Source organism: Actinoallomurus sp. NPDC052308, from assembly GCF_040679195.1.
Classification (GTDB): domain Bacteria; phylum Actinomycetota; class Actinomycetes; order Streptosporangiales; family Streptosporangiaceae; genus Actinoallomurus; species Actinoallomurus liliacearum.
Map to the genome: position 1 here is coordinate 674825 of NZ_JBFAUM010000002.1, position 18924 is coordinate 693748.

The following is an 18924-nucleotide window of genomic DNA, read 5'->3' on the forward strand; positions in this document are numbered from 1 at the left end:
GAGTCCTGTACTTGCTGTCTAGATCCTCAGTCCCCCGGCCGTTCTCCCTATGTAGCAGTGAAGCCTTCAGCCCACATTCCACCGCATAAACACGAAGCAGACATGCAGACGCTCCGTCGCTGAGCTTGTCCGCCTGGTCCCGGTGCCCCACGTACGAGGCACGTAGTCCCGCCAACCCCACGTCGATCGCCACAGGTAAAGCCTAGGCAATGCGATGGCAGGCTGTCGCGGTGTGACGCGAATCAAGCTCCACTACCGCTTCGGGCTGGTCGTGTCCCCGAGAGTCCCCACCCTCCTGTCTCAAGCCTGTTCGCGAGCATGCGATCATCTCTGATTGGAGACGGCCGTGACAGCAAGCGCTACCTCCACACAGGCACCCTGGTTCTCACTGCGAGTCGTCTTGCGCCAGTTCGTGACGATCTGGGGGGTGCTCATCACGTAACACTCTCCTTCATCCAGCACAGATGCTTTCGGCTACTTGGATTATGAACTCCCGACTCGCCTCGATCGGCAAGGCGGCTTCTCGGAGACTGTCGTACAGCCTGAGGTGCGGCGCGACCTGGTCAGGGTCGGTGAGCGCTACGTATGAGGTGACGGTCTCGATCCCTATGACGGTGGGATCGCCGACTTCTGGGTAGCTGAACGCCGTGAACGACGTGGCCGGGATGTTGTAGTCGACCAACTCTGCGGCGATGGGGAGCACACGAATAGTGATCCGCTCCTCGTCGGCTCTCTTGGCGATGTGCAGGAGTTGCTCGCGCAGCACCGCTGCTGGCGCAGACCTACGTCGTACGGCGAACTCGTTGAGGATGACCTCATAGGTCGGGCCATCCGGCTGGCGCAGTCGGCGCTGGCGACCGGCCCGGCCTCTCAATATTCCTTCTTTGGTGACACCTGGCTGCAGGGGAGTGGGATCTGCCTCGATGCGTGTGCGGGTGTACTCCGGCATCTGCAACAGGCCAGGGATGATCGTTTGTTGATACTCGCAGATGGAGATGGCGCCGGCCTCGAGGTCGGCAGCGAGGGCCTGGCGCTCGCCCATGGCGCGGGCGGCGGAATCCCACCAGCCTCTCGACCCGGCGTCGTGCGCGGCCTTGACGATCTGGGAGTACCGCTCCCCCTCGACCTTGAGGGCTTCGAGGATGGCCAGCACCAGGTCGATGTCGAGACTGCGGCCGTTCTCCAGGCGGCTGATCGGCTGCCGGTCCCTGCCGACCAGCTTGCCGAGCGCGGCATGGGTCAAACCGGCTTCAGCGCGAAGGGCGACCAACTCGGCACGTAGCCGGTGAGCGCGTACATAGGGGCTGACCATGGGGGCTCCTCTAACGATCGCGTCGGCGGGGCAGCCGAGTTGGCCAGCCAGGCGAAGGCAGAGCTTCACGCCTCTCGGACCGGCGCTCGTATCGCTTGGCTAGCGATCATAACAGATTGTTGCGATCTGATTGCGGAGCGCTTTTAACTAGCTCATACTCATCATCTGGTTACGACTGGTGAGCAGTACGAGACCAGTGAGAAGCGCATACAGATCATCTGTAGTCCGAGACAGGGGCGGCACATGACGAAGGATCTCTACGACGAGCGCCCCAGGTGGTCGGCGTCTACGCCGGGCCGGGAGTCGTCCGGCTGGAGCCCGCGATGACCACGGGCGCGCCGATTGGCCCTTCGGCCGAGGCGGTCCGGTCCGGTGCCTGCGTCGCGGTGCCGCTGCCCATACGCCCGGAGTCGGCGCACACAGCACGGCAGGTGGTGGGACGGGTTGCTGAACAGCTCGGCCTGCCATCGACTCTCGCCGACGACTTAATGCTCGTCGCATCGGAGCTGGCGACGAATGCGCTGCGGCATGGCGGCGGGCGAGTGCGGTACCGCGGCGATCAGCCAGTGGAGGGCCTGCCGGAGTTGTGGCTCTACCTCCGAGGCACGCGTCGTACCGAACTCGTGGTCACGGCGTTCGACACAGGAGAGTTCTGGGACGCGGGGGTGAGAGTTCCGGAGAATGGCGCGGTACTGCCGGGCGTCAGCGGGCGGGGCCTTCAGATCGTCGCGGCCTTGGCCGAGACGGCCGGGGGCCGGTGGGGAATGCATCCGAGCAGGGCGCGCCTCGGGGAAGGACGGCCCGCTGGCACTGCGGTCTGGTTCGCAGTTCCCGTGCCGGACCACGCCCGTGTCTCCACGCGGGGCGCAACAACACCGGCCGGAGCCATCGACGAACTCCGCGAACTACTGCGGCTTCGCGGACTCGATCACTTGATCGCCCGTACGAACGGCCGGGAGGCGGTGCTCTCACTTCCCGGCCTCACGGTCTGGTACCGGCGGGAGAGCTACTCATGGTGCACCTCCAGCGGTGTCCGCCACGTAGTCGTCGCTGATGTCGTCGATGCCGGCGAGCAGGTTCTGGCGGAGTCCGAGCGCCTGAGTCGGAGAGCACCAGGGCTCTGATCAGCGGATGCCCAAATTCCTGCCGCTCGGGCGTGGAAGTGTGGGCACGATGCGCGGTGATGGGCGGGGCCGCAGGCTGCTTTCGGGCGGTTTGACCGCTCGCCGGGTGTCCTTTGCCGAGCGTTTCGCACGCTGCCGGATTGGTCGGCCGGGATCAGCGCCCGGCACTGCGGCCTGCGGTCTCCGTGCCTCGTCAGGCGGTCGAGCCGATGACCGTGAACTCCAGACCGGCGCGCTGGAGGCGCTCCAGGAGGGCGTCGCCCATCGCCTCCGCCGTGGTGACCTGGCCGGCGGTCTCGGGGAGGTCGTCGAAGGCCAGGGACAGGGCGGACTCGGCGAGCATCTTGGCGGTCTCGCCGTAGCCGGGATCACCGCCGGAAACCCTGGTCACGACCTTCCGGCCGCCGCCCTCTCCCACGAAGTGCACGCTGAACCAGCTCCTGGCCCGCCTTTCCGCCGACGGACCCTCCCCGGGCGTGAAACGGTCGAGCAGCCGATCTCGTACGGGGCCGATCTGGGCGGCCGCCACGGCCCCCGCCGTCCCGGCGGCCAGGCCGACGGCGGACGCCAGGTGCCGTACCGCGGCGAAGTGGCTGTAGGAGAAGTCGGGACCGTAGCGATCGAGGGCGGCCGCGGAGCGCCGGACCACGTCGGGGTCCAGAGTCGGCAACGGCAGCGCCCAGGCGCCCAGCCCGGCGTTGCGGTGCGGGCGCCCCTGGACGGCCCGGATCCGGCGGCCCGGCACGGGTGGCTCCGCCGCTCGCCGTCTGCGGTGCACCCTGGCCGCCTCACGCAGGTGGGCCATCGCGGTGATCGCGGAGTGGAGGGTTCCGCCCGACGGCACGCCGCCGGCCTGGACGTATCCGCGCACGCTCAGCGGGACGTCCTCGGGGAGCCGCTGGACGGTGAAGTAGACGCCGAGATCGTGCGGCACCGAGTCGAACCCGCACGCGTGCACGAGCCGCGCCCCGGTCTCGGCCGCGCGTGCGTGGTACTTGAGGTACATCAGGTCGACGAACTCCGGCTCCCCGGTGAGGTCGACGTAGTCGGTGCCGGCCTCGGCGCACGCGGCCACGAGCGGCTCGCCGTAGGTGACGTACGGGCCGACCGTGCTGATCACCACCCGGGCGGCCGCGGCGATCTCCCGGAGCGAGGCCGGGTCGGTCACGTCGGCGCGCAGCAGCGGCAGGTCCACGCCGAGGCGGTCGCGCAGCGCCTCCAGCTTGGCCGGGTTCCGCCCCGCGACCGCCCAGGTCCCGGTCCCGTGGGCCGCGAGGTACTCGGCGGTGAGGGCGCCGGTGAACCCGGTCGCGCCGAAGAGGACGATGTCGTACGGCCGGTCCATGGGTTTCCCTCCGTCGGACGTACCTGTCTGCTTACCGCGTGCGCCGGGCTTCGTGAAGCGGCCCGCGCCGACTGTGGCGCAGGTCGCACGATCACCGGCGCGCCGCCCGGCCGAAGGGGATATTCGGATGGGGCTGCGGCTGCTCGCCGATAGGCTTTGAAGACGTCGCAGCCGCAGCTGCCGAAGCCGTACTTCACGAGGATCCCGATGTCCGACCCGCAGCACGTTCTCGCCGCCCGCGTCCAGGCCGCCCTCGGGGCGGCGTTCGGAGAGCCCGACGCCGACCCGGTGATCCGCCCGTCGCAGTTCGCCGACTTCCAGGCGAACGTGGCGCTTCCGCTCGCCAAGAGGCTCGGCCGCAAGCCGCGCGACATCGCCGCCGAGCTCGTGGCGCACCTCGACGTGTCCGACGTCTGCTCGAAGGTCGAGATCAGCGGTCCGGGGTTCGTCAACCTGACCCTGAGCCCGGAGTGGATCGCCGGGCAGGCGCAGGAGATGCACGGCGACGAGCGGCTGTCGGTCGAGAAGACGGGCGCTCCGCAGACCGCGGTCGTGGAGTACTCCTCCCCGAACATCGCCAAGGAGATGCACGTCGGTCATCTCCGGACCACGATCGTCGGCGACGCGCTCGCGCGGGTGCTGGAGTTCCTCGGGCACAACGTGATCCGGGACAACCACATCGGCGACTGGGGCACGCCGTACGGCATGCTGATCGAGCTGCTGCTCGACGTCGGTGAGGGCTCGGCGGAGGCCAAGCTCCTGGAGACCGACCCGAACGCCTTCTACCAGATGGCGCGGCAGCGGTTCGACTCCGAGCCCGAGTTCGCCCAGCGGTCCCGGGAGCGGGTCGTGACGCTCCAGGCCCACGACCCGGACACCATCCGGCACTGGGAGCGGCTGGTCGAGCTGTCAAAGGTCTACCTGCACAAGGTCTACGGCCGGCTCGGCGTGACGCTCACCGACGATGACATCCGGGGCGAGAGCTTCTACGACGACATGCTCGGCGTCACCGCGGACGAGCTGCGGGACAAGGGCATCGCGGAGATCAGCGAAGGCGCGCTGTGCGTGTTCCCGCCCGGGTTCACCGGCCGGGAGGGCGACCCGCTGCCCGTGATCATCCGGAAGAGCGACGGGGGTTACAACTACTCCACCTCCGACCTGGCCACGGTCCGGTACCGCGTCGACAAGCTGAACGTCGACCGGATGATCTACGTTGTCGGCGCGCAGCAGGCGCTGCACTTCCAGATGGTGTTCGCGGTGGCGCGGATGGCGGGCTGGCTGCCGGAGAGCGTCAGTGCCGAGCACGCCCAGATCGGTAACGTCCTGGGCCCCGACGGAAAGATCTTCCGGACCCGGAGCGGCAAGTCGGTCAAGCTGACCGAGCTGCTGGACGAGGCCGTCGAGCGGGCCGGCGCGGCGTTCGATGAAGTCGCGCACGAGGTCGCGTTCGACGACGAGACCCGGCGGCGGATCGTCGAGGCCGTCGGCATCGGCGCGGTCAAGTACGCCGACCTGTCGGTCGCCCGCGGCAGCGAGTACATCTTCGACTTCGACCGGATGATCTCCTTCCGGGGCAACACCGGGCCGTACCTCCAGTACGCCACGGCGCGGATCCGGTCGATCTTCCGCAAGGGCGGCCTGTCCCCGGAGGAGGCGGCGGGGCCGATCACGCTCGGCCACGAGGCGGAGCGGGCGCTCGCCCTGCACCTGCTGGGGTTCGGCACCGCGCTGCAGCAGACCGGCGAGACGACCGAGCCGCACCGGCTGTGCGCGTACCTCTTCGACCTGGCCTCGGCGTACACCACGTTCCACGAGAACTGCCCGGTGCTGCGCGCGCCGGACGAAGCCACGAAGGCGTCGCGGCTGGCGCTGTGCGCGCTGACCCTGCGCACCCTCACCAAGGGCCTCGAACTGCTCGGCGTGGCCACTCCCGAGCGCATGTGAGCCGAAGGCCCTCGGCGACGAGGGCCTTCCGCGCAACTTTCGTCCCGGCGTGAGACTCTCGCCACGTCGGCCCCGAAAGATCCGGGTGCGATTCTTACCATCGCCGACGAGGGGTATGCCCCTTCGGGAACGGTGGGACGAACACGCCCGGAGGGTTGGCATGGGCAGGGACGTGGCGGCGGTCGCCATCACCAAGGAGGACCGGCGGCGCTACAGGGACAAGGTCCGGCGTTGTCTGGAGGCCCTGTCGGCGATGCTGCGCGACGGCCGGTTCGAGGAGGACCGTGCCAGCATCGGGATGGAGGTCGAGCTCAACCTCGTCGACGAGACCGGTCGGCCCGCGATGCTGAACGCGCCGGTCCTGGAGTCGATCGCCGATCCGGGCGTGTGGGCGACCGAGCTCGCGCAGTTCAACATCGAGATCAACCTGCCGCCGGGGTCGCTGGCCGGCAAGGCGCTCGCGATGCTCGAACAACGCATCCGCGACAACCTCAACCACGCCGACGGCCGTGCGCGGGCGGTGGGCGCCGAGCTGATGATGGTCGGCATTCTGCCGACGCTGCGCGAGTCCGACGTCAGTGAGGCGACGCTGTCGTCGAACCCGCGGTACAAGCTCCTCAACGAGCAGGTCCTCGCGGCCCGCGGGGAGAACCTGCCGCTGGAGATCGAGGGCGTCGAGCTGCTGCGGACCTCATCGGACTGCATCGCGCCCGAGGCGGCGTGCACGAGCGTCCAGTTCCACCTGCAGGTCCGCCCGGAGCACTTCGCGGCGTGCTGGAACGCCGCCCAGGCCATCGCCGGCGTGCAGGTCGCCCTCGGTGCGAACTCCCCGTACCTGTTCGGCAAGGAGCTGTGGCGGGAGACCCGGCTGCCGCTGTTCGAGCAGTCGACCGACACGCGGTCGGAGGAGCTGAAGGCACAGGGCGTACGGCCCCGGGTGTGGTTCGGCGAACGCTGGATCGACTCGGTGTACGACCTGTTCGAGGAGAACTCGCGGTACTTCTCCGCGCTACTGCCGATGTGCGAGGACGAGGAGCCCATGGAGGCGCTCGCCCGCGGCGAGACCCCCGAACTGGCCGAGATGTCGCTGCACAACGGCACGATCTACCGTTGGAACCGCCCGGTGTACGCCGTCGTCGACGGCCGCCCGCACCTGCGAGTGGAGAACCGCGTCCTGCCCGCCGGCCCGACCGTCGCGGACACCATGGCCAACGCCGCCCTCTACTACGGTCTGGTACGGGCCCTGGCGGAGGAGGAGCAGCCGGTCTGGGAGCGGATGTCCTTCGCGGCCGCCGCCGACAACGCGCGCCGGGGCGCGCGGTACGGCCTGGACGCCCGGCTCTACTGGCCCGGAGTCGGAGAGGTGCCGGTCACCGAGCTGGTGCTCGACCATCTGCTGCCCCTCGCCGCCGCCGGCCTCGACGGGTGGGGCGTCGACACGGTGGTCCGCGACCGGCTGCTCCGGATCATCGAACAGCGCTGCGCCACCGGCCGAAATGGTGCGACGTGGCAGGTCGCGGCCGTCCACGCGGCCGGCGGCGACCGCGAGGAGGCGCTCCGGCTGATGACGCGCCGCTACGTCGACCACATGCACACCAACGAGCCCGTGCACACCTGGCCGATCGAGGACTGACCACCTACTGGAGGTAGCCCTCGACCTCGCCGGTCGGCCGGGACTGGGCGCCGTCGGGGTCATCTCCGGCGTCCCGCCGCGCCCTGCGCTGGCGCAGGAGGTCCCAGCACTGGTCGAGCTGCTCTTCGACCGTGCGCAGCCGCTGGTGCTCTTCGTCGGCGGTCAGCTCGCCCTTCTGCAGCCGCTCGCGGAGTATGTGCTCCTCGTCCACCAGGTCGTTGATATGACCGAAGATCTCGTTGTCCTGCATCCCTGTATCACCTCTCGACGACAGTGTGGCAGTTCCGGGTCGCGAGTGGCGTTCGGGAGGGGTCTGCGCCTTTCCGGCCGGTCACCGCCGCTTGCGGCCACCGACCCGCCCGGTCAGGAACCCGACGAGGCGTACCGGTACGGCCGTGATGGGCGACTTGGCGACGGTGACCACCGCGTTGGCCGCGACGGCCGTCATCTTCGACGCGGCGGACGAGACCGTCGTGACGGCGGTCGGCGTGGCCGATTTCCTCTTCGCCGTGCTCGCGGGCCTTCTCGCCGTGCGCGCGGGTTTCTTGGCGGCCGGCTTCTTGGCCGCCGGTTTCTTGGCGGTCGGCCTCTTGGCGACCGCTTTCTTGGCCGCCGGTTTCTTGGCGGCGGCGGTCTTCGCGGCGCCGGCCTTGGCCTTGCCGGTCTTCGTGCCGCCGGCCTTCGCCCTACCGGCCTTCGTGGTGCGGCCCGAGCTCGCCGTGGAACGGCGGGCGGTCGACCGCGTCGTCGTATTCGTGGGCACTGATCCATCCCCCCGGTATTGATCAGGTACGAAGGAATGCATTCCACAATCGGCGACCATTCACACACCGACCGTAGGCATTCGAATCGGTCGAAGCGACGGGGGCGCCCGCCGTACCCGGCGGACGCCCCCGAATCTCGGCGGGATCAGCGGCCGTACTTGACGATCACGTCGGCCTTGTCGATGTCATCGCCGCCGACCGGCGCGGTCAGCGTGCCGACGCCCCAGATGGAGGTCGCCCCCTTCACCTGGGCCAACGCATTGATCTGCGTCTTGTAGCCGGTGCGCTGCGGCAGGGCCGCCAGGCTCCAGTGCCCGGCGCGGTAGCGCAGGAGCCGGGTCCCGTCCGCGACCGCCCACAGCCCCTTCGAGCCGTCGGAGACGAGGGAGCCGATGCGCCCGACCCCGGACACGGGCGAGGCGGACGCCCACTTCCTGCCGTTCCAGTGCAGGATCACGCCGCTCATGGCTCCGGACACCCAGACGTCCTTCGCGCCGAGCGCCCGGACGCCGCCCAGCATCGGGTCATCGACGGGGATCGGCACCCTGCGCCAGGTCCTGCCGTTCCAGTGCATCACGGCCGATTCGTACTGCGTCTTCCCGCGCACCAGGCCGATCGCCCAGATGTCACGGCTCGACACCGCGCTGACGTCGGACACGTAACCGGGCACGGCGACGGTCTTCCAGCGCTGGCCGTCGAAGTGCCGCGCCTTGCCCGCCCCGAGGTCGCCGGCGCCCATGCCCAGGAGCCAGACGTCCTTCGTGCCGACGGCCGCGATCGCGTCACCGGCCGGCTCGAAGGTCGTACGCGTGGGGGCGGTGTGCCACTTCTTGCCGTCCCACCGGAGCGCGTAGGCCTTGTCGCGGCCGTCCGTGCCGGTGACCCAGACGTTCGTGCCGGACGACGCGGCCACGTGGTCGAGGTAGATGCCCTCGACGGCGGAGGGGACCGCCACCGTCTTCCATGCCTTGCCGTTCCAGTGCCGGACGAGCGCGCGGTTCTTGCCGGAGACGGTCCGGCTGCCGACGGCCCAGACGTTCTTGGCGCTGACGGCCACGACGGCGCGGAGCGCCGCGTCGGCGTGGCTGCCCGCGATCCGCCAGCCGGTCGCGGCGACGGCCGACGAGGTGAAGGCGGCCGTAAGCGCCGTGGCCGTACCGACCACGGCGAGAGAGCGTCGCATGCAGAGCCTTCCGATCGAGAGGGGGAGGCCGGAGCAAGATCACAACCTACGCGAGACGACCGTTCGCGGCGACGGTATTCGGCGTGGATCGGAACTCCCGGACCAGCGAGCCGAGCAAATGCTTGGTATAACGGTTACATGGGTCTGCTCGACGGGTTGCGGGTGCTGGATCTGACGCGGTGGCGCCCGGGGCCGTACGCCACGCAGTTGCTGGCCCAGCTCGGCGCGGACGTGCTGAAGGTCGAGCCGCCGGGCGGCGAGCCGATGCGGGCCTTCCCGAGCCACTTCGAGCTGCTGAACCGGAACAAGCGCAGCACCGTCATCGACCTGCCGGCCGGCGCTGCGGGCTGCCTGGAGCTCGCGGCCGGCGCGGACGTCTTCGTCGAGGGCTACCGGCCCGGCGTCGCCGACCGGCTCGGCGTGGGCTACGACGCCGTACGAGCGGCCAACCCGCGGATCGTCTACTGCTCGATCTCCGGGTACGGTGCGAGCGGCCCGCTCGCCGCGCTGCCCGGCCACGACGTCAACTACCGCGCGTACACGGGCACCGCGCCGCCGGACGACGGCGGGCACGAGTTCCCGGTCGCGGACATGGCCGCCGCGATGATGGCCGCGTTCGCGATCACGGCCGCCTGCCACAAGGGGCGGGGCGAGCGCATCGACCTCGGGATGGCCGACGTGCTGGCCAACTGGATGGGCACCGTCCCGGTCTCCGCGGCGGCGGAGGCACCGGAATCCCGGGGACCCGTGCCGGGCTACGGCGTCTATCCGGCCCGGGACGGCGCGCGGGTGAGTCTCGGCGTCGTGTCGGAGGATCGGCTGTGGACGGCCGCCTGCCGGGCCCTCGGACTCGACCACCACGCCGGCCTGTCCTTCGCCGAGCGGCTGCGCCGCGCCGGGGAGCTCGACCGGGACCTCGCCGGCCGGATCGCCGAGCTGCCCCGTGACACGGTCGTCGCCCGGCTGACCGAGGCGGGCGCGCCGGTCGCGCCGGTGCTGTCCCCCGCCGAGATGAGGACCGTCGACCATTTCCGGGAGCGCGGCGTCCTCGACGGCACTCCCGTACGGACGGTGCTCGACCCGCCGCCGCCTCCGGGCCGCGCACCGGACCTGGGCGGAGCGCGCGGGTGGGCGCGGGCGCGCCCGGAGCCCCCGCCCGAACGCGCCTGATGGCCCTACGACCTACGTCCCTGCGGCGGCCACGACGTACCGGCGACGGTCTCGGCTAAGCCAAGGGAAAAATCACGTCTGTTTTGTCCCGCCCTGATGGCATTCTTGGGGAGTGCAGAGTCAGCAGGGGGTCAGCGCCGTCCTGGCCGGAAGAGGGGATGAGCTCGCCTTCCTGAACAGGGCTCTGCGGGAGGCGCCCGGCACCGTGCTCGTCGGCGGCGAGGCGGGCGTGGGCAAGAGCCGGCTGATCAGGGAGTTCCTGGACGCGAACCCCGACGTACGGACCTTCTGCGGCGGCTGCCTCCAGATCAGCGCGGAGGGTCTGCCGTTCGCTCCGTTCAGCGCGATGCTGCGCCGCCTGGTCCGGGAGATCGGCGTCGAGGGCGTCGCCGCGCTGCTGCCCGGCGGAACGCCGGCGGGGCTGGCCCGGTTGCTCCCGGAGTTCGGCCGGCCCGACACCGAGAGCGGCACGGCGGAGGCGCGCATCCGGCTGTTCGACCACGTGCTGCTGCTGTTCGAACGGCTCACCGAGAAGGACCCGGCCGTCCTGGTCATCGAGGACGTGCACTGGGCGGAACGTTCCACCCGCGACCTGCTCAGCTACCTGATCCGCAACCTCCCCGCCGGCCTGCTGGTGATCGCGACGTACCGCTCCGACGAGCTGCACCGCGACCATCCGCTCCGCCCGCTGCTCGCCGAGCTCGGCCGGGTCGACTGGGTCCGGCGGCTCGACCTGGACCGCCTGCCCCGCCGCGCCGTGGCCGAGCAGGCCCGCGGCATCCTCGGCCGGGACCTCGACCAGCCGAACCTCGACGCCGTCTACGAACGGAGCGAGGGGAACCCGCTGTTCGTCGAGGCCCTGCTGAGCTGCGACGGCCAGATCAACAGCGAGCTCCCCGACTCGTTGTGGGACCTGATCCTCGGCAGCGTGCGCAAGCTGCCGGAGGAGACCCAGGACGTTCTGCGCGTCGCCAGCGCCGGCGGTGACCGCGTCGAACACGCCCTGCTCGCCGCGGTCACCGGCCTGGACGACGGCGCGCTGTCCCGGGTGCTGCGGCCCGCCGTCGCCGCGAACGTCCTGGTCGTCGACGGTGAGGCGTACGGCTTCCGGCACGCCCTGATGCGCGAGGCCGTCCACGGCGACCTGCTGCCCGGCGAGCACACGCGCACGCACACCCGGTTCGCCGAGGCGCTGGAGAAGGATTCCTCGCTGGTCCCGATGGGCCGCGCGGCCGCCGAGCTCGCCCACCACTGGTACTCCGCGCACGACGCCACCTGGGCGCTGGTCAGCGCGTGGAAGGCGGCCCAGGTCGCCAAGGAGGCCACCGCGTACACCGAGTGCCTGCGCATGCTCGACCGCGTCCTCGAGCTGTGGGAGAAGGTGCCGGACGCCGCCGAGCGGCTGGGCGTCGACCACATCACGGTCCTGGAGCGGGCGATCGACGCCTCCGACCTCGCCGGGGAGACCGCGCGCGGCGTGGCCTTCGCGAAGGCGGCGCTGAAGGAGATCGACGACCCGATCCGGGCCGCCGAGGTCCTGGAGCACCGCGGTCGACTCAAGATCCACCTCGGCCATCCGAAGGCGCTGGACGACCTGCGAGAGGCGGCCCGGCTCGTGCCCGCCGACGCGCCCAGCGGGGCGCGGGCGCGGGTCCTGTCCACCCTCGCCCAGCAGCTCTACCTGCTGCCGACCGGCGCCGAGGAGGCACGCGCGCTCGCCGTCGAGGCCCTGAACACCGCCCGCGCGGTCGGTGACGCGACGGTCGAGGCGCACGCGCTGACGACGATCGCCGGCATCGACTTCTCCGACTCCGACGGCGAACGCCATCTGGCCGAACTGGCCAAGGCCGAGGCGGTGTACATGCGCGGCGGCGCGGACGACTCGGCCATGCTGCGCATCGCCACGAACCTGTCACACGTCCTGGAGGGGATGGGCGAGCACGAGCGCGCCGTCGAGGTGGCGCGGCGCGGCGTCGCGCTCGCCGGCAAGCACGGCTTGGCACGCACCTCCGGCGCGTTCCTGAGCATCAACCTGGCCGAGCCCCTGGTGTCGCTCGGCCGCTGGGACGAGGCACTGGAGGTCGTCGAGCACGCCCTGGAGCTCTCTCCACCTCCACTGACCCGCGCCTCGCTGCACCACATCATCGGCGTCATCGCGGTCGCGCGCGGCGACCTCGACACCGCCGCCCGCGCCATCGCCACGCTCGACGCGGTCCTCGCCCCGACGTTCTCCCGTACCCAGGAGCTCTTCCCCTCCGAAGGCCTCCGGATCTGCCTGCGGGTCGCCCAGGGTGACCTCGACGGCGCCCTGGACGCCGTCGAGTACGTCCTGGCGGAGCTGCAGCCGTCGGTCAGCGCGCGCTACGGCCTGCCGCTGCTGTGCGCGGCGGCGCGGGCGTGCGCGGAGGCCGGCGGCGAGCGCGCCGCGGGCCTGCTGACCCGGATCCGGGCGGCCGCCGAGAAGACCACCGACGGAGACAGCGTCCAGCAGGCGTACAAGCTGCGTTTCGACGCCGAGGCGGCCCGCGCCGACGGCGTGCTCGACCGGGCGGCGTGGGCGGCCACCGCGAGCGCCTTCGAAGCCCTCAAGGAGCCGTACCCCCTCGCGTACGCGCTGCTGCGGACCGCCGAGGCGAGCGATCCGCAGGACGGCGACGGCCGGGAGGACATCGCCGCGCGGCTCCGGCAGGCGGCCGAGATCGCCGACGACCTCGGCGCCCGGCCGCTGCGGGAACGGATCGAGGCGCAGGCCCGGCGGTCCAGGATCGCGCTGGGCGGCCGGACCGACGCCCCGGTGCTCGGCCTCACCCCACGGGAGCTGGAGGTCCTCCGGCTCGTCGCGGACGGCCGCAGCAACCGCGAGATCGCCGGCCGGCTGTTCATCTCCGCCAAGACCGCGAGCGTCCACGTGTCCAACATCCTGGCGAAACTGCAGGTCGCGAGCCGCGGCGAGGCCGCCGCGGCCGCGCACCGACTAGGCATCGTCTGAGCGTCTGAGTCCCTTAGGGCCGCTCAGTACGAGGAAGTACACCGGATAGGCGGGTGAGGGCCGCCGGATAGGACGTTCACCCGATGTGCCGGGTCCCGTCTTAGAACGAACCTGGATGGTGTCAGCGACTCACGCAGGAGGACACCATGCACCCCGACATCATGTACGCGCTCAGCACCGAGCGTTCGCGGGACCGGCAGCGGGAGGCGGCGCGGGAGCGCCGGGCCCCGCGCCTCCCCCGCGCCCGGCGGCTGTCCCTGCGGACGCCGCGGCCGCGTGCCCTCAAGGCAGCCTGAGATTCCGACATGCGTGGCATTCTGGACGGCGTGCGCGCGCATGAGGTCAGCCCCGCCTTCGTCGGACGGCAGCCGGAGATCGCCGTCCTTACCGACGCCCTCCGGCGGGCCGAGGCCGGGACTCCCGGGGCCGTGTTGATCGGCGGTGAGGCGGGTGGCGGCAAGACCCGCCTGGTCGGCGAGTTCGTCGACCGGGTGCGCCGCGAGGCCCTCGTCCTCACCGGCGCGTGCCTGCAGCTCAGCACCGTCGGCTTCCCGTACGCCCCGTTCACCGCCGCGCTCCGCCAGCTCGTACGAGAGGCGGGCGCGGCGGAGATCGCCGCGCTCATGCCCCGGGACGGTGCCCGCGACCTGGCCCGCCTGCTCCCGGAGTTCGGCGAGCCGGCCGCCGACCCGGACCCCGACAGCGCACGGGTCCGGCTGTTCGAGCAGATGCTGGTGCTGCTGGAACGGCTGGCCGACCGCCGTCCGCTGGTCCTGATCGTCGAGGACGCCCACTGGGCCGACCGGTCAACACGCGACCTGCTCACCTTCCTGCTGCGCAACCTCCGGCATACCGCCGTACTCCTCGTCATCACCTTCCGCTCGGACGAGCTGCACCGCTCCCACCCCATGCGCCCGGTGATCGCGGAACTCGAGCGCATCGAGGGCGTGGTCCGGCTGGACCTGCCCCACCTGACCCGTACGGAGACCGCCGGGCAGCTCGCCGGCATCCTCGGCCGCGAGCCCGAGCCCAAGGTCGTCGACGCGGTGTACGAGCGCAGCGCCGGCATCCCGCTGCTGGTCGAGGCGACCGCCGACTCCCCCGACTGCGGCATGTCCGAGTCCGTACGGGACCTCGTCCTCGTCGGCGTCGACCGGCTGCCCGAGGAGACGCAGGACCTGCTCCGGCTGGCCTCCACGGCGGGGGTACGGTTCGGGCACGCGCTGCTCGCCGCGGTCACCGGGCTGGACGACGGGGCGCTGTCGTCGCTGCTGCGCCCGGCCGTCGACGGCAACGTCCTGGTGGCCGACGAGCGCGGGTACGCCTTCCGGCACGCGCTGATCTGGGAGGCCCTGCACGACGAGTTGCTCCCCGGGGAGCACTCCCGTGCCCACCAGCGGTTCGCGGAGGCGCTGGAGGCGGACCCGGCGCGGAGCGTCGGGGACCGGCCGACCGTCGAGATCGCGATGCACTGGGCGAACGCGCACGACCCCGAACGCGCCCTGTGGGCGGCCTGGCAGGCGTCCCGCGAGGCCGAGGCCGCGTTCGCCTACGCCGAGCAGTTGCAGATGCTCGAACGCGTCCTGGAGCTGTGGGAGCGGGTGTCCGACGCGGCGGAGCGGACGGGCCTCGACCACGTCGGCGTGCTCCGGAAGGCCGCCCAGGCGGCCGACGCGAGCGGCGAACCCGAACGCGGCCTGGCCTTCGTCCGCGCCGCCCTCGCCGAGGTCGACGAGGAAGGCGACCCGGAGCAGGTCGCGCTCATCCTCCAGCGCCGCGCGCGGCTGAAGCGGGACCGGGGGCACGCCGGTGGCCTGGACGACCTGTGGCGCGCCGAGCGCCTGGTCTCCGAGCCCTCGCCGGCCCGAGCCTCGGTCCTCGCCCCCCTGGGCCGGATCCTCATGCTGCTGGGTCGGGGCGACGACGCCCGGCCGATCATCGAGGAGACACTGGAGCTCGCCGATCGGTTCGCCGACGACTGCGCCGCGGCCGACGCCCTGAACAACCTGGCCATCGCCGAAGCCCATCAGGGCCGGTTCGCCGAGGCAACGGACACTCTGCGGAAGGCGACGGCCCGTGCCGAACGCGTCGGAGACGATGACGCGCGGCTCCGCTCGCTGGTCAACGTCTCCGACGCCCTGCAGGCCCAGGGCCGGTCGGAGGACGCGGTGGCGGCGGCGCAGAGGGCCCTCACGATGGCCGAATCCCTCGGCCGGGCCCGTACGCACGGGGTCTTCGCGGCGGGCAACCTGGCCGAGTCGCAGTTGTCGCTCGGCCGCTGGGACGACGCGATCGAGACACTGGAGCGGGCCGAGGAGCTCTCCCCCGTCCCGGGCCTGCGCGGGCAACTGCTGCTGAGCCGCGCGCGCATCGCCATCGCCCGTGGAGACGGCGACGTGGTTCCCCCGATCGTCACCGAGCTGACCTCGTTGTGCGCGGTCGGCGACCCGTACCCGCAGCAGGTCCTTCCGCTGGCCGGGCTGCTGATCGAGTGGCGCCTTGCCGAAGGTGACGGCCCCGGCGCGGTCGCGGCCGCAGAGCGCGCCGTCACCGAGCATGAGCTGGACGGGGACCCGCGGCACAGCTGGCCGATCCTTCTCGCGGGCATCCGTGCCTGCGCCCTTCATCCCGCCGACACGCTCGCCGCCCGGCTGCGCGAGATCGCCGCGACGACGCCGGCGCACGGCCCGGTGACGGCCGCCCAGCGCACGACCTTCGAGGCCGAGTCCGCACGGGCCGCGGGCGTGCTCGACCGGACGGCCTGGACGGCCGCCGTGGCGGCGTGGGACGCGCTCGGCTGGCCGTACCCGCTGGCGGAGGCGCTCCTGCGGACCGCCGAGGCCGCCGTCGCCGAAGGGGACCGCGACGAGGCGTCGACCCTCCTGTGCCGCGCGGCGGACCTCGCCGACCGCCTGAAGGCGAGGCCGCTGCGCGCGGACATCGACCAGGTCGCCCGGCGCGCCCGGCTCCGTCTCGACGGCGGAACGGCCGGTCAGGCGCCGCTCGGGCTCACGCCCCGCGAACAGGAGGTGCTGCGCCTCCTCGCGGAGGGACGCAGCAACCGGGAGATCGCCGAGGAGCTGTTCATCTCCGCCAAGACCGCCAGCGTCCACGTCTCCAACATCCTCGCCAAACTGAACGTCCCCACCCGAGGCGCCGCCGCAGCCGCCGCCCACCGCCTCCGCCTCACCGAATGACAGAAGACCCCCGGTCACCGACCGGGGGTCTCCTCGTTCGTTGTTCAGACGGCGGAAAACACGCTGATACTGGGCGACGCCCTCGCTCTCGATCAGGAGTTCACCGCCGATGGTCTCGATATAGACCGCGTCCGGGGCCTGGCCCGGAAAGCTGATGATCGTGAAGCGTCCGCCTGTCGCGGGATGCGGGCCTGCTTCGAACGGAATGACCTGAATGGTGATGTTCGGCCGGGTCGCCATCTCCATCAGGTGCTTCAACTGAGCGCGCATGACCTCAGGACCACCGACCGTACGACGCAACGCGGCCTCGTCGATCACGGCGAACAACCGCACGGGATCGTCGCCCTCAAGGATGCGCTGCCGCTCGGCCCGAATCCTCACCCGCTTGCCCGAACCGGCGGCGACCGTCGCCGCCGCATCCCCCATCGCGCCGCCCCGGCCGTCGTGGCTGGCACTGCGCGCCCGACCCGAATGCGTCGCCAAGGCGCGTTCGTTCGCCTCGACCGCCGTCTTCGGCCACCCCTTCGACGCCTACGAGATCGGCTTAATCGCCAGCGAGATCGTCACGAACGCGATCCGCGCAGCCTGCGCACTACGCACCTGGCCGGACGACCTCTGGCCGATCGGCGTGGAGATGACCGTCACCGCCCGATGGGCGCACCTGGCCGTCACCGATCCCGACCACCGACCCATGCCCGGCAGCGACGAAGGCGGGCAACTCGCCGAGAACGGGCGCGGCCTGTCCATCTCGCGGAGGCCCGCGCCACCCGGCCGGGCTTCACCTGGCGCTGCGTGCAGACGACCGATCTGAACCTCATCCGGCTCGGCGACGGATACGTGCCCGACCTGCTCGTGATCGACGCCGACGTCGCGCGCGAGGCGCGGCGGACCGGCGCGCGTTACCTCCTGCCGCCCCAGATCGACCTGGCCGTCGAGGTCACGTTCCCGTCGAACGCCGCGAACGACCGGGAGCCCGACCTTCTAGGCCAAAAGCCCACGAAGTGGGACGGGTATGCCTCGACCGGAATCCCGTACTACCTGCTCGTCGACCGCGACCCGCGGACGCCCCGCACCACGCTGTACGCCCGCCCGGACGTGCACGCGGGGACGTACGAGGTGCTGACCACCTGGAAGTTCGGGGAGACGGTGCACCTCCCAGAGCCGTTCGGACTGGACATTCCGACCGACGAGTGGGAGCCCTGGGACCGCTGAAGGAGGTGCAGTCGCCGGGCTGTCACAACCCTCGCGCTCCGGGCCGTGTCGTTCGAGCACGTGATCGCCGCTCTTGTGACGGCGCTGGCTACGAGCGTGTCGCCGGCTCCGGCCGCGCAGCGGAACCCGGCCCGTACGCGTGTCACGTGGCGAAAGGTCTTGGGGTGGTGCGGTGAGGGAGAACACGGCCTCCCTCACCGCGATCGGAAGCGTCACCGTTCGGTGACGCTTCAGTCGTGTTCGGTATTTTTTTGTTGCTCTTCTTTGCTGCCCTGGAGAGCGAGAAGCACTAACGCGCCGAATACGGTTAGCATCCCCGCAAGGCTGAGGCCACTGGGAGTCTGATGGAGAACGAAGAACGCCACCACCCCACTCAGCAACGGCCCGAAAGCGCCCAGAAAACCCTCCATCTCACGGGACAGCTCGAAGGTCTCGATGGCCGTGTTGTATAGAACGGTCCCGAGTACGGCAAGGAATCCGGCGACCAGACCGTGAATGACGATCGCTCCATTCCAGTGACTGCCGATCTTTAGAAGCATCGGGAGGCTCACGCCCAACCCGACCAGCTGGGAGATACCCATTCCCTTGACGAGGATCCCCGCCACGTTGAGCCGTTGCACGGCTCGCACGGTAGCCGCAGAGCACAAGGCTCCGCCGATAGCAGCGACCAAGCCGATCGAGTCGAAGCCGTACCCCCACGGAATCATGGCCACGACCCCCAGAACCGCTAACAGCGGCAGCGTCAGGCTGGTTCTGCTGGTCCTCGATCGCACGGCGACACCGTATGCCACCGCTCCCAATGCGGTGATGGAGTTGCCGGTCGCAGCCGGCAGCCGTGCCAGATACACCTGGGAAAGGTACCCCGAGAGCAGGAGGGGGAGCGTCACCGAAGCGACGGTTCCGATCCAACGGTACCGCCGGTCGAAGCCGACGATTCCCGGCAGGAACCTTCCCAGCACGGGAAGCGCGAATTCGCGCATCCCGGGCCCTGGTTCCGCTGTTGCGAGCGATCCGTTATCGCGTTTCTTGTACCCCACTATCGATGTTACCC

16 protein-coding genes and 1 pseudogene are annotated in these 18924 nt (G+C 70.9%); 9 read left to right on the forward strand and 8 right to left on the reverse strand.

What is annotated here, in order from left to right; translation table 11 throughout:
• Nucleotides 1-324: 324 nt before the first annotated feature.
• Both AB0L00_RS09220 and AB0L00_RS09225 read right to left on the reverse strand, forming a co-directional pair.
• Entirely contained in the window at nt 325-435 is a 111-nt protein-coding gene (locus AB0L00_RS09220) for a DUF397 domain-containing protein (RefSeq protein WP_364430564.1), read from the reverse strand.
• A 16-nt stretch (nt 436-451) separates the two neighbouring features.
• A complete protein-coding gene (locus tag AB0L00_RS09225; protein ID WP_364430566.1) occupies nt 452-1312 on the reverse strand; it encodes a helix-turn-helix transcriptional regulator in 861 nt (286 codons plus the stop codon).
• A gap of 275 nt (nt 1313-1587) precedes the next feature.
• On the opposite strand from AB0L00_RS09225, the gene AB0L00_RS09230 reads away from it, so the two are divergent.
• On the forward strand, nt 1588-2436 hold the full coding sequence (locus AB0L00_RS09230; RefSeq protein ID WP_364430569.1) for an ATP-binding protein: 849 nt from the start codon (nt 1588-1590) through the stop codon (nt 2434-2436).
• Between the two features lie 193 nt (nt 2437-2629).
• Here the strand turns inward: AB0L00_RS09230 and AB0L00_RS09235 are convergent, their stop codons facing one another.
• Nucleotides 2630-3781, reverse strand: a complete 1152-nt coding sequence (locus AB0L00_RS09235) for a saccharopine dehydrogenase NADP-binding domain-containing protein (protein WP_364430572.1) — start codon at nt 3779-3781, stop codon at nt 2630-2632.
• Between the two features lie 207 nt (nt 3782-3988).
• On the opposite strand from AB0L00_RS09235, the gene argS reads away from it, so the two are divergent.
• On the forward strand, nt 3989-5725 hold the full coding sequence (argS, locus tag AB0L00_RS09240) for an arginine--tRNA ligase (RefSeq protein ID WP_364430575.1): 1737 nt from the start codon (nt 3989-3991) through the stop codon (nt 5723-5725).
• Between the two features lie 160 nt (nt 5726-5885).
• On the forward strand, nt 5886-7358 hold the full coding sequence (locus tag AB0L00_RS09245; RefSeq protein WP_364430578.1) for a glutamate--cysteine ligase: 1473 nt from the start codon (nt 5886-5888) through the stop codon (nt 7356-7358).
• Nucleotides 7359-7362: 4 nt separating this feature from the next.
• Here the strand turns inward: AB0L00_RS09245 and AB0L00_RS09250 are convergent, their stop codons facing one another.
• The 3 genes from AB0L00_RS09250 to AB0L00_RS09260 all read right to left on the reverse strand — a co-directional run bounded on the left by AB0L00_RS09250 (nt 7363) and on the right by AB0L00_RS09260 (nt 9305).
• Complete coding sequence (locus tag AB0L00_RS09250; RefSeq protein ID WP_364430581.1) at nt 7363-7608, reverse strand: DUF2630 family protein; 246 nt, start codon at nt 7606-7608, stop codon at nt 7363-7365.
• Nucleotides 7609-7689: 81 nt separating this feature from the next.
• Nucleotides 7690-8121, reverse strand: a complete 432-nt coding sequence (locus tag AB0L00_RS09255) for a hypothetical protein (RefSeq protein WP_364430584.1) — start codon at nt 8119-8121, stop codon at nt 7690-7692.
• 146 nt (nt 8122-8267) lie between these two features.
• Nucleotides 8268-9305, reverse strand: coding sequence for a hypothetical protein (locus tag AB0L00_RS09260; protein ID WP_364430587.1), 1038 nt, complete (start codon nt 9303-9305; stop codon nt 8268-8270).
• 138 nt (nt 9306-9443) lie between these two features.
• Here AB0L00_RS09260 and AB0L00_RS09265 point away from each other — a divergent pair, with 138 nt between their 5' ends.
• The 4 genes from AB0L00_RS09265 (at nt 9444) to AB0L00_RS09280 (ending at nt 16661) form a co-directional block, all read left to right on the forward strand.
• On the forward strand, nt 9444-10475 hold the full coding sequence (locus AB0L00_RS09265; protein WP_364430590.1) for a CoA transferase: 1032 nt from the start codon (nt 9444-9446) through the stop codon (nt 10473-10475).
• A gap of 112 nt (nt 10476-10587) precedes the next feature.
• Nucleotides 10588-13464: an AAA family ATPase gene (locus tag AB0L00_RS09270; RefSeq protein ID WP_364430593.1), complete on the forward strand. Its 2877-nt coding sequence runs from the start codon at nt 10588-10590 to the stop codon at nt 13462-13464.
• Nucleotides 13465-13610: 146 nt separating this feature from the next.
• Complete coding sequence (locus AB0L00_RS09275; protein ID WP_364430595.1) at nt 13611-13760, forward strand: hypothetical protein; 150 nt, start codon at nt 13611-13613, stop codon at nt 13758-13760.
• 9 nt (nt 13761-13769) lie between these two features.
• Entirely contained in the window at nt 13770-16661 is a 2892-nt protein-coding gene (locus AB0L00_RS09280) for an AAA family ATPase (RefSeq protein ID WP_364430598.1), read from the forward strand.
• 99 nt (nt 16662-16760) lie between these two features.
• On the opposite strand, the pseudogene AB0L00_RS09285 reads toward AB0L00_RS09280, so the two are convergent.
• Nucleotides 16761-17087: pseudogene (locus AB0L00_RS09285) on the reverse strand (DUF5753 domain-containing protein); the annotation flags it as partial.
• Between AB0L00_RS09285 and AB0L00_RS09290 the strand changes: the two are divergent.
• A complete protein-coding gene (locus AB0L00_RS09290; protein WP_364430601.1) occupies nt 17047-17472 on the forward strand; it encodes an ATP-binding protein in 426 nt (141 codons plus the stop codon). The pseudogene AB0L00_RS09285 and the gene AB0L00_RS09290 sit on opposite strands and share 41 nt — an antisense overlap.
• Complete coding sequence (locus tag AB0L00_RS09295; protein WP_364430604.1) at nt 17454-17873, forward strand: Uma2 family endonuclease; 420 nt, start codon at nt 17454-17456, stop codon at nt 17871-17873. The genes AB0L00_RS09290 and AB0L00_RS09295 overlap by 19 nt, the downstream gene beginning before the upstream one ends.
• 230 nt (nt 17874-18103) lie before the next feature.
• On the opposite strand, the gene AB0L00_RS09300 is transcribed toward AB0L00_RS09295, so the two are convergent.
• Entirely contained in the window at nt 18104-18853 is a 750-nt protein-coding gene (locus AB0L00_RS09300; protein WP_364430607.1) for a hypothetical protein, read from the reverse strand.
• Between the last annotated feature and the right edge of the window lie 71 nt (nt 18854-18924).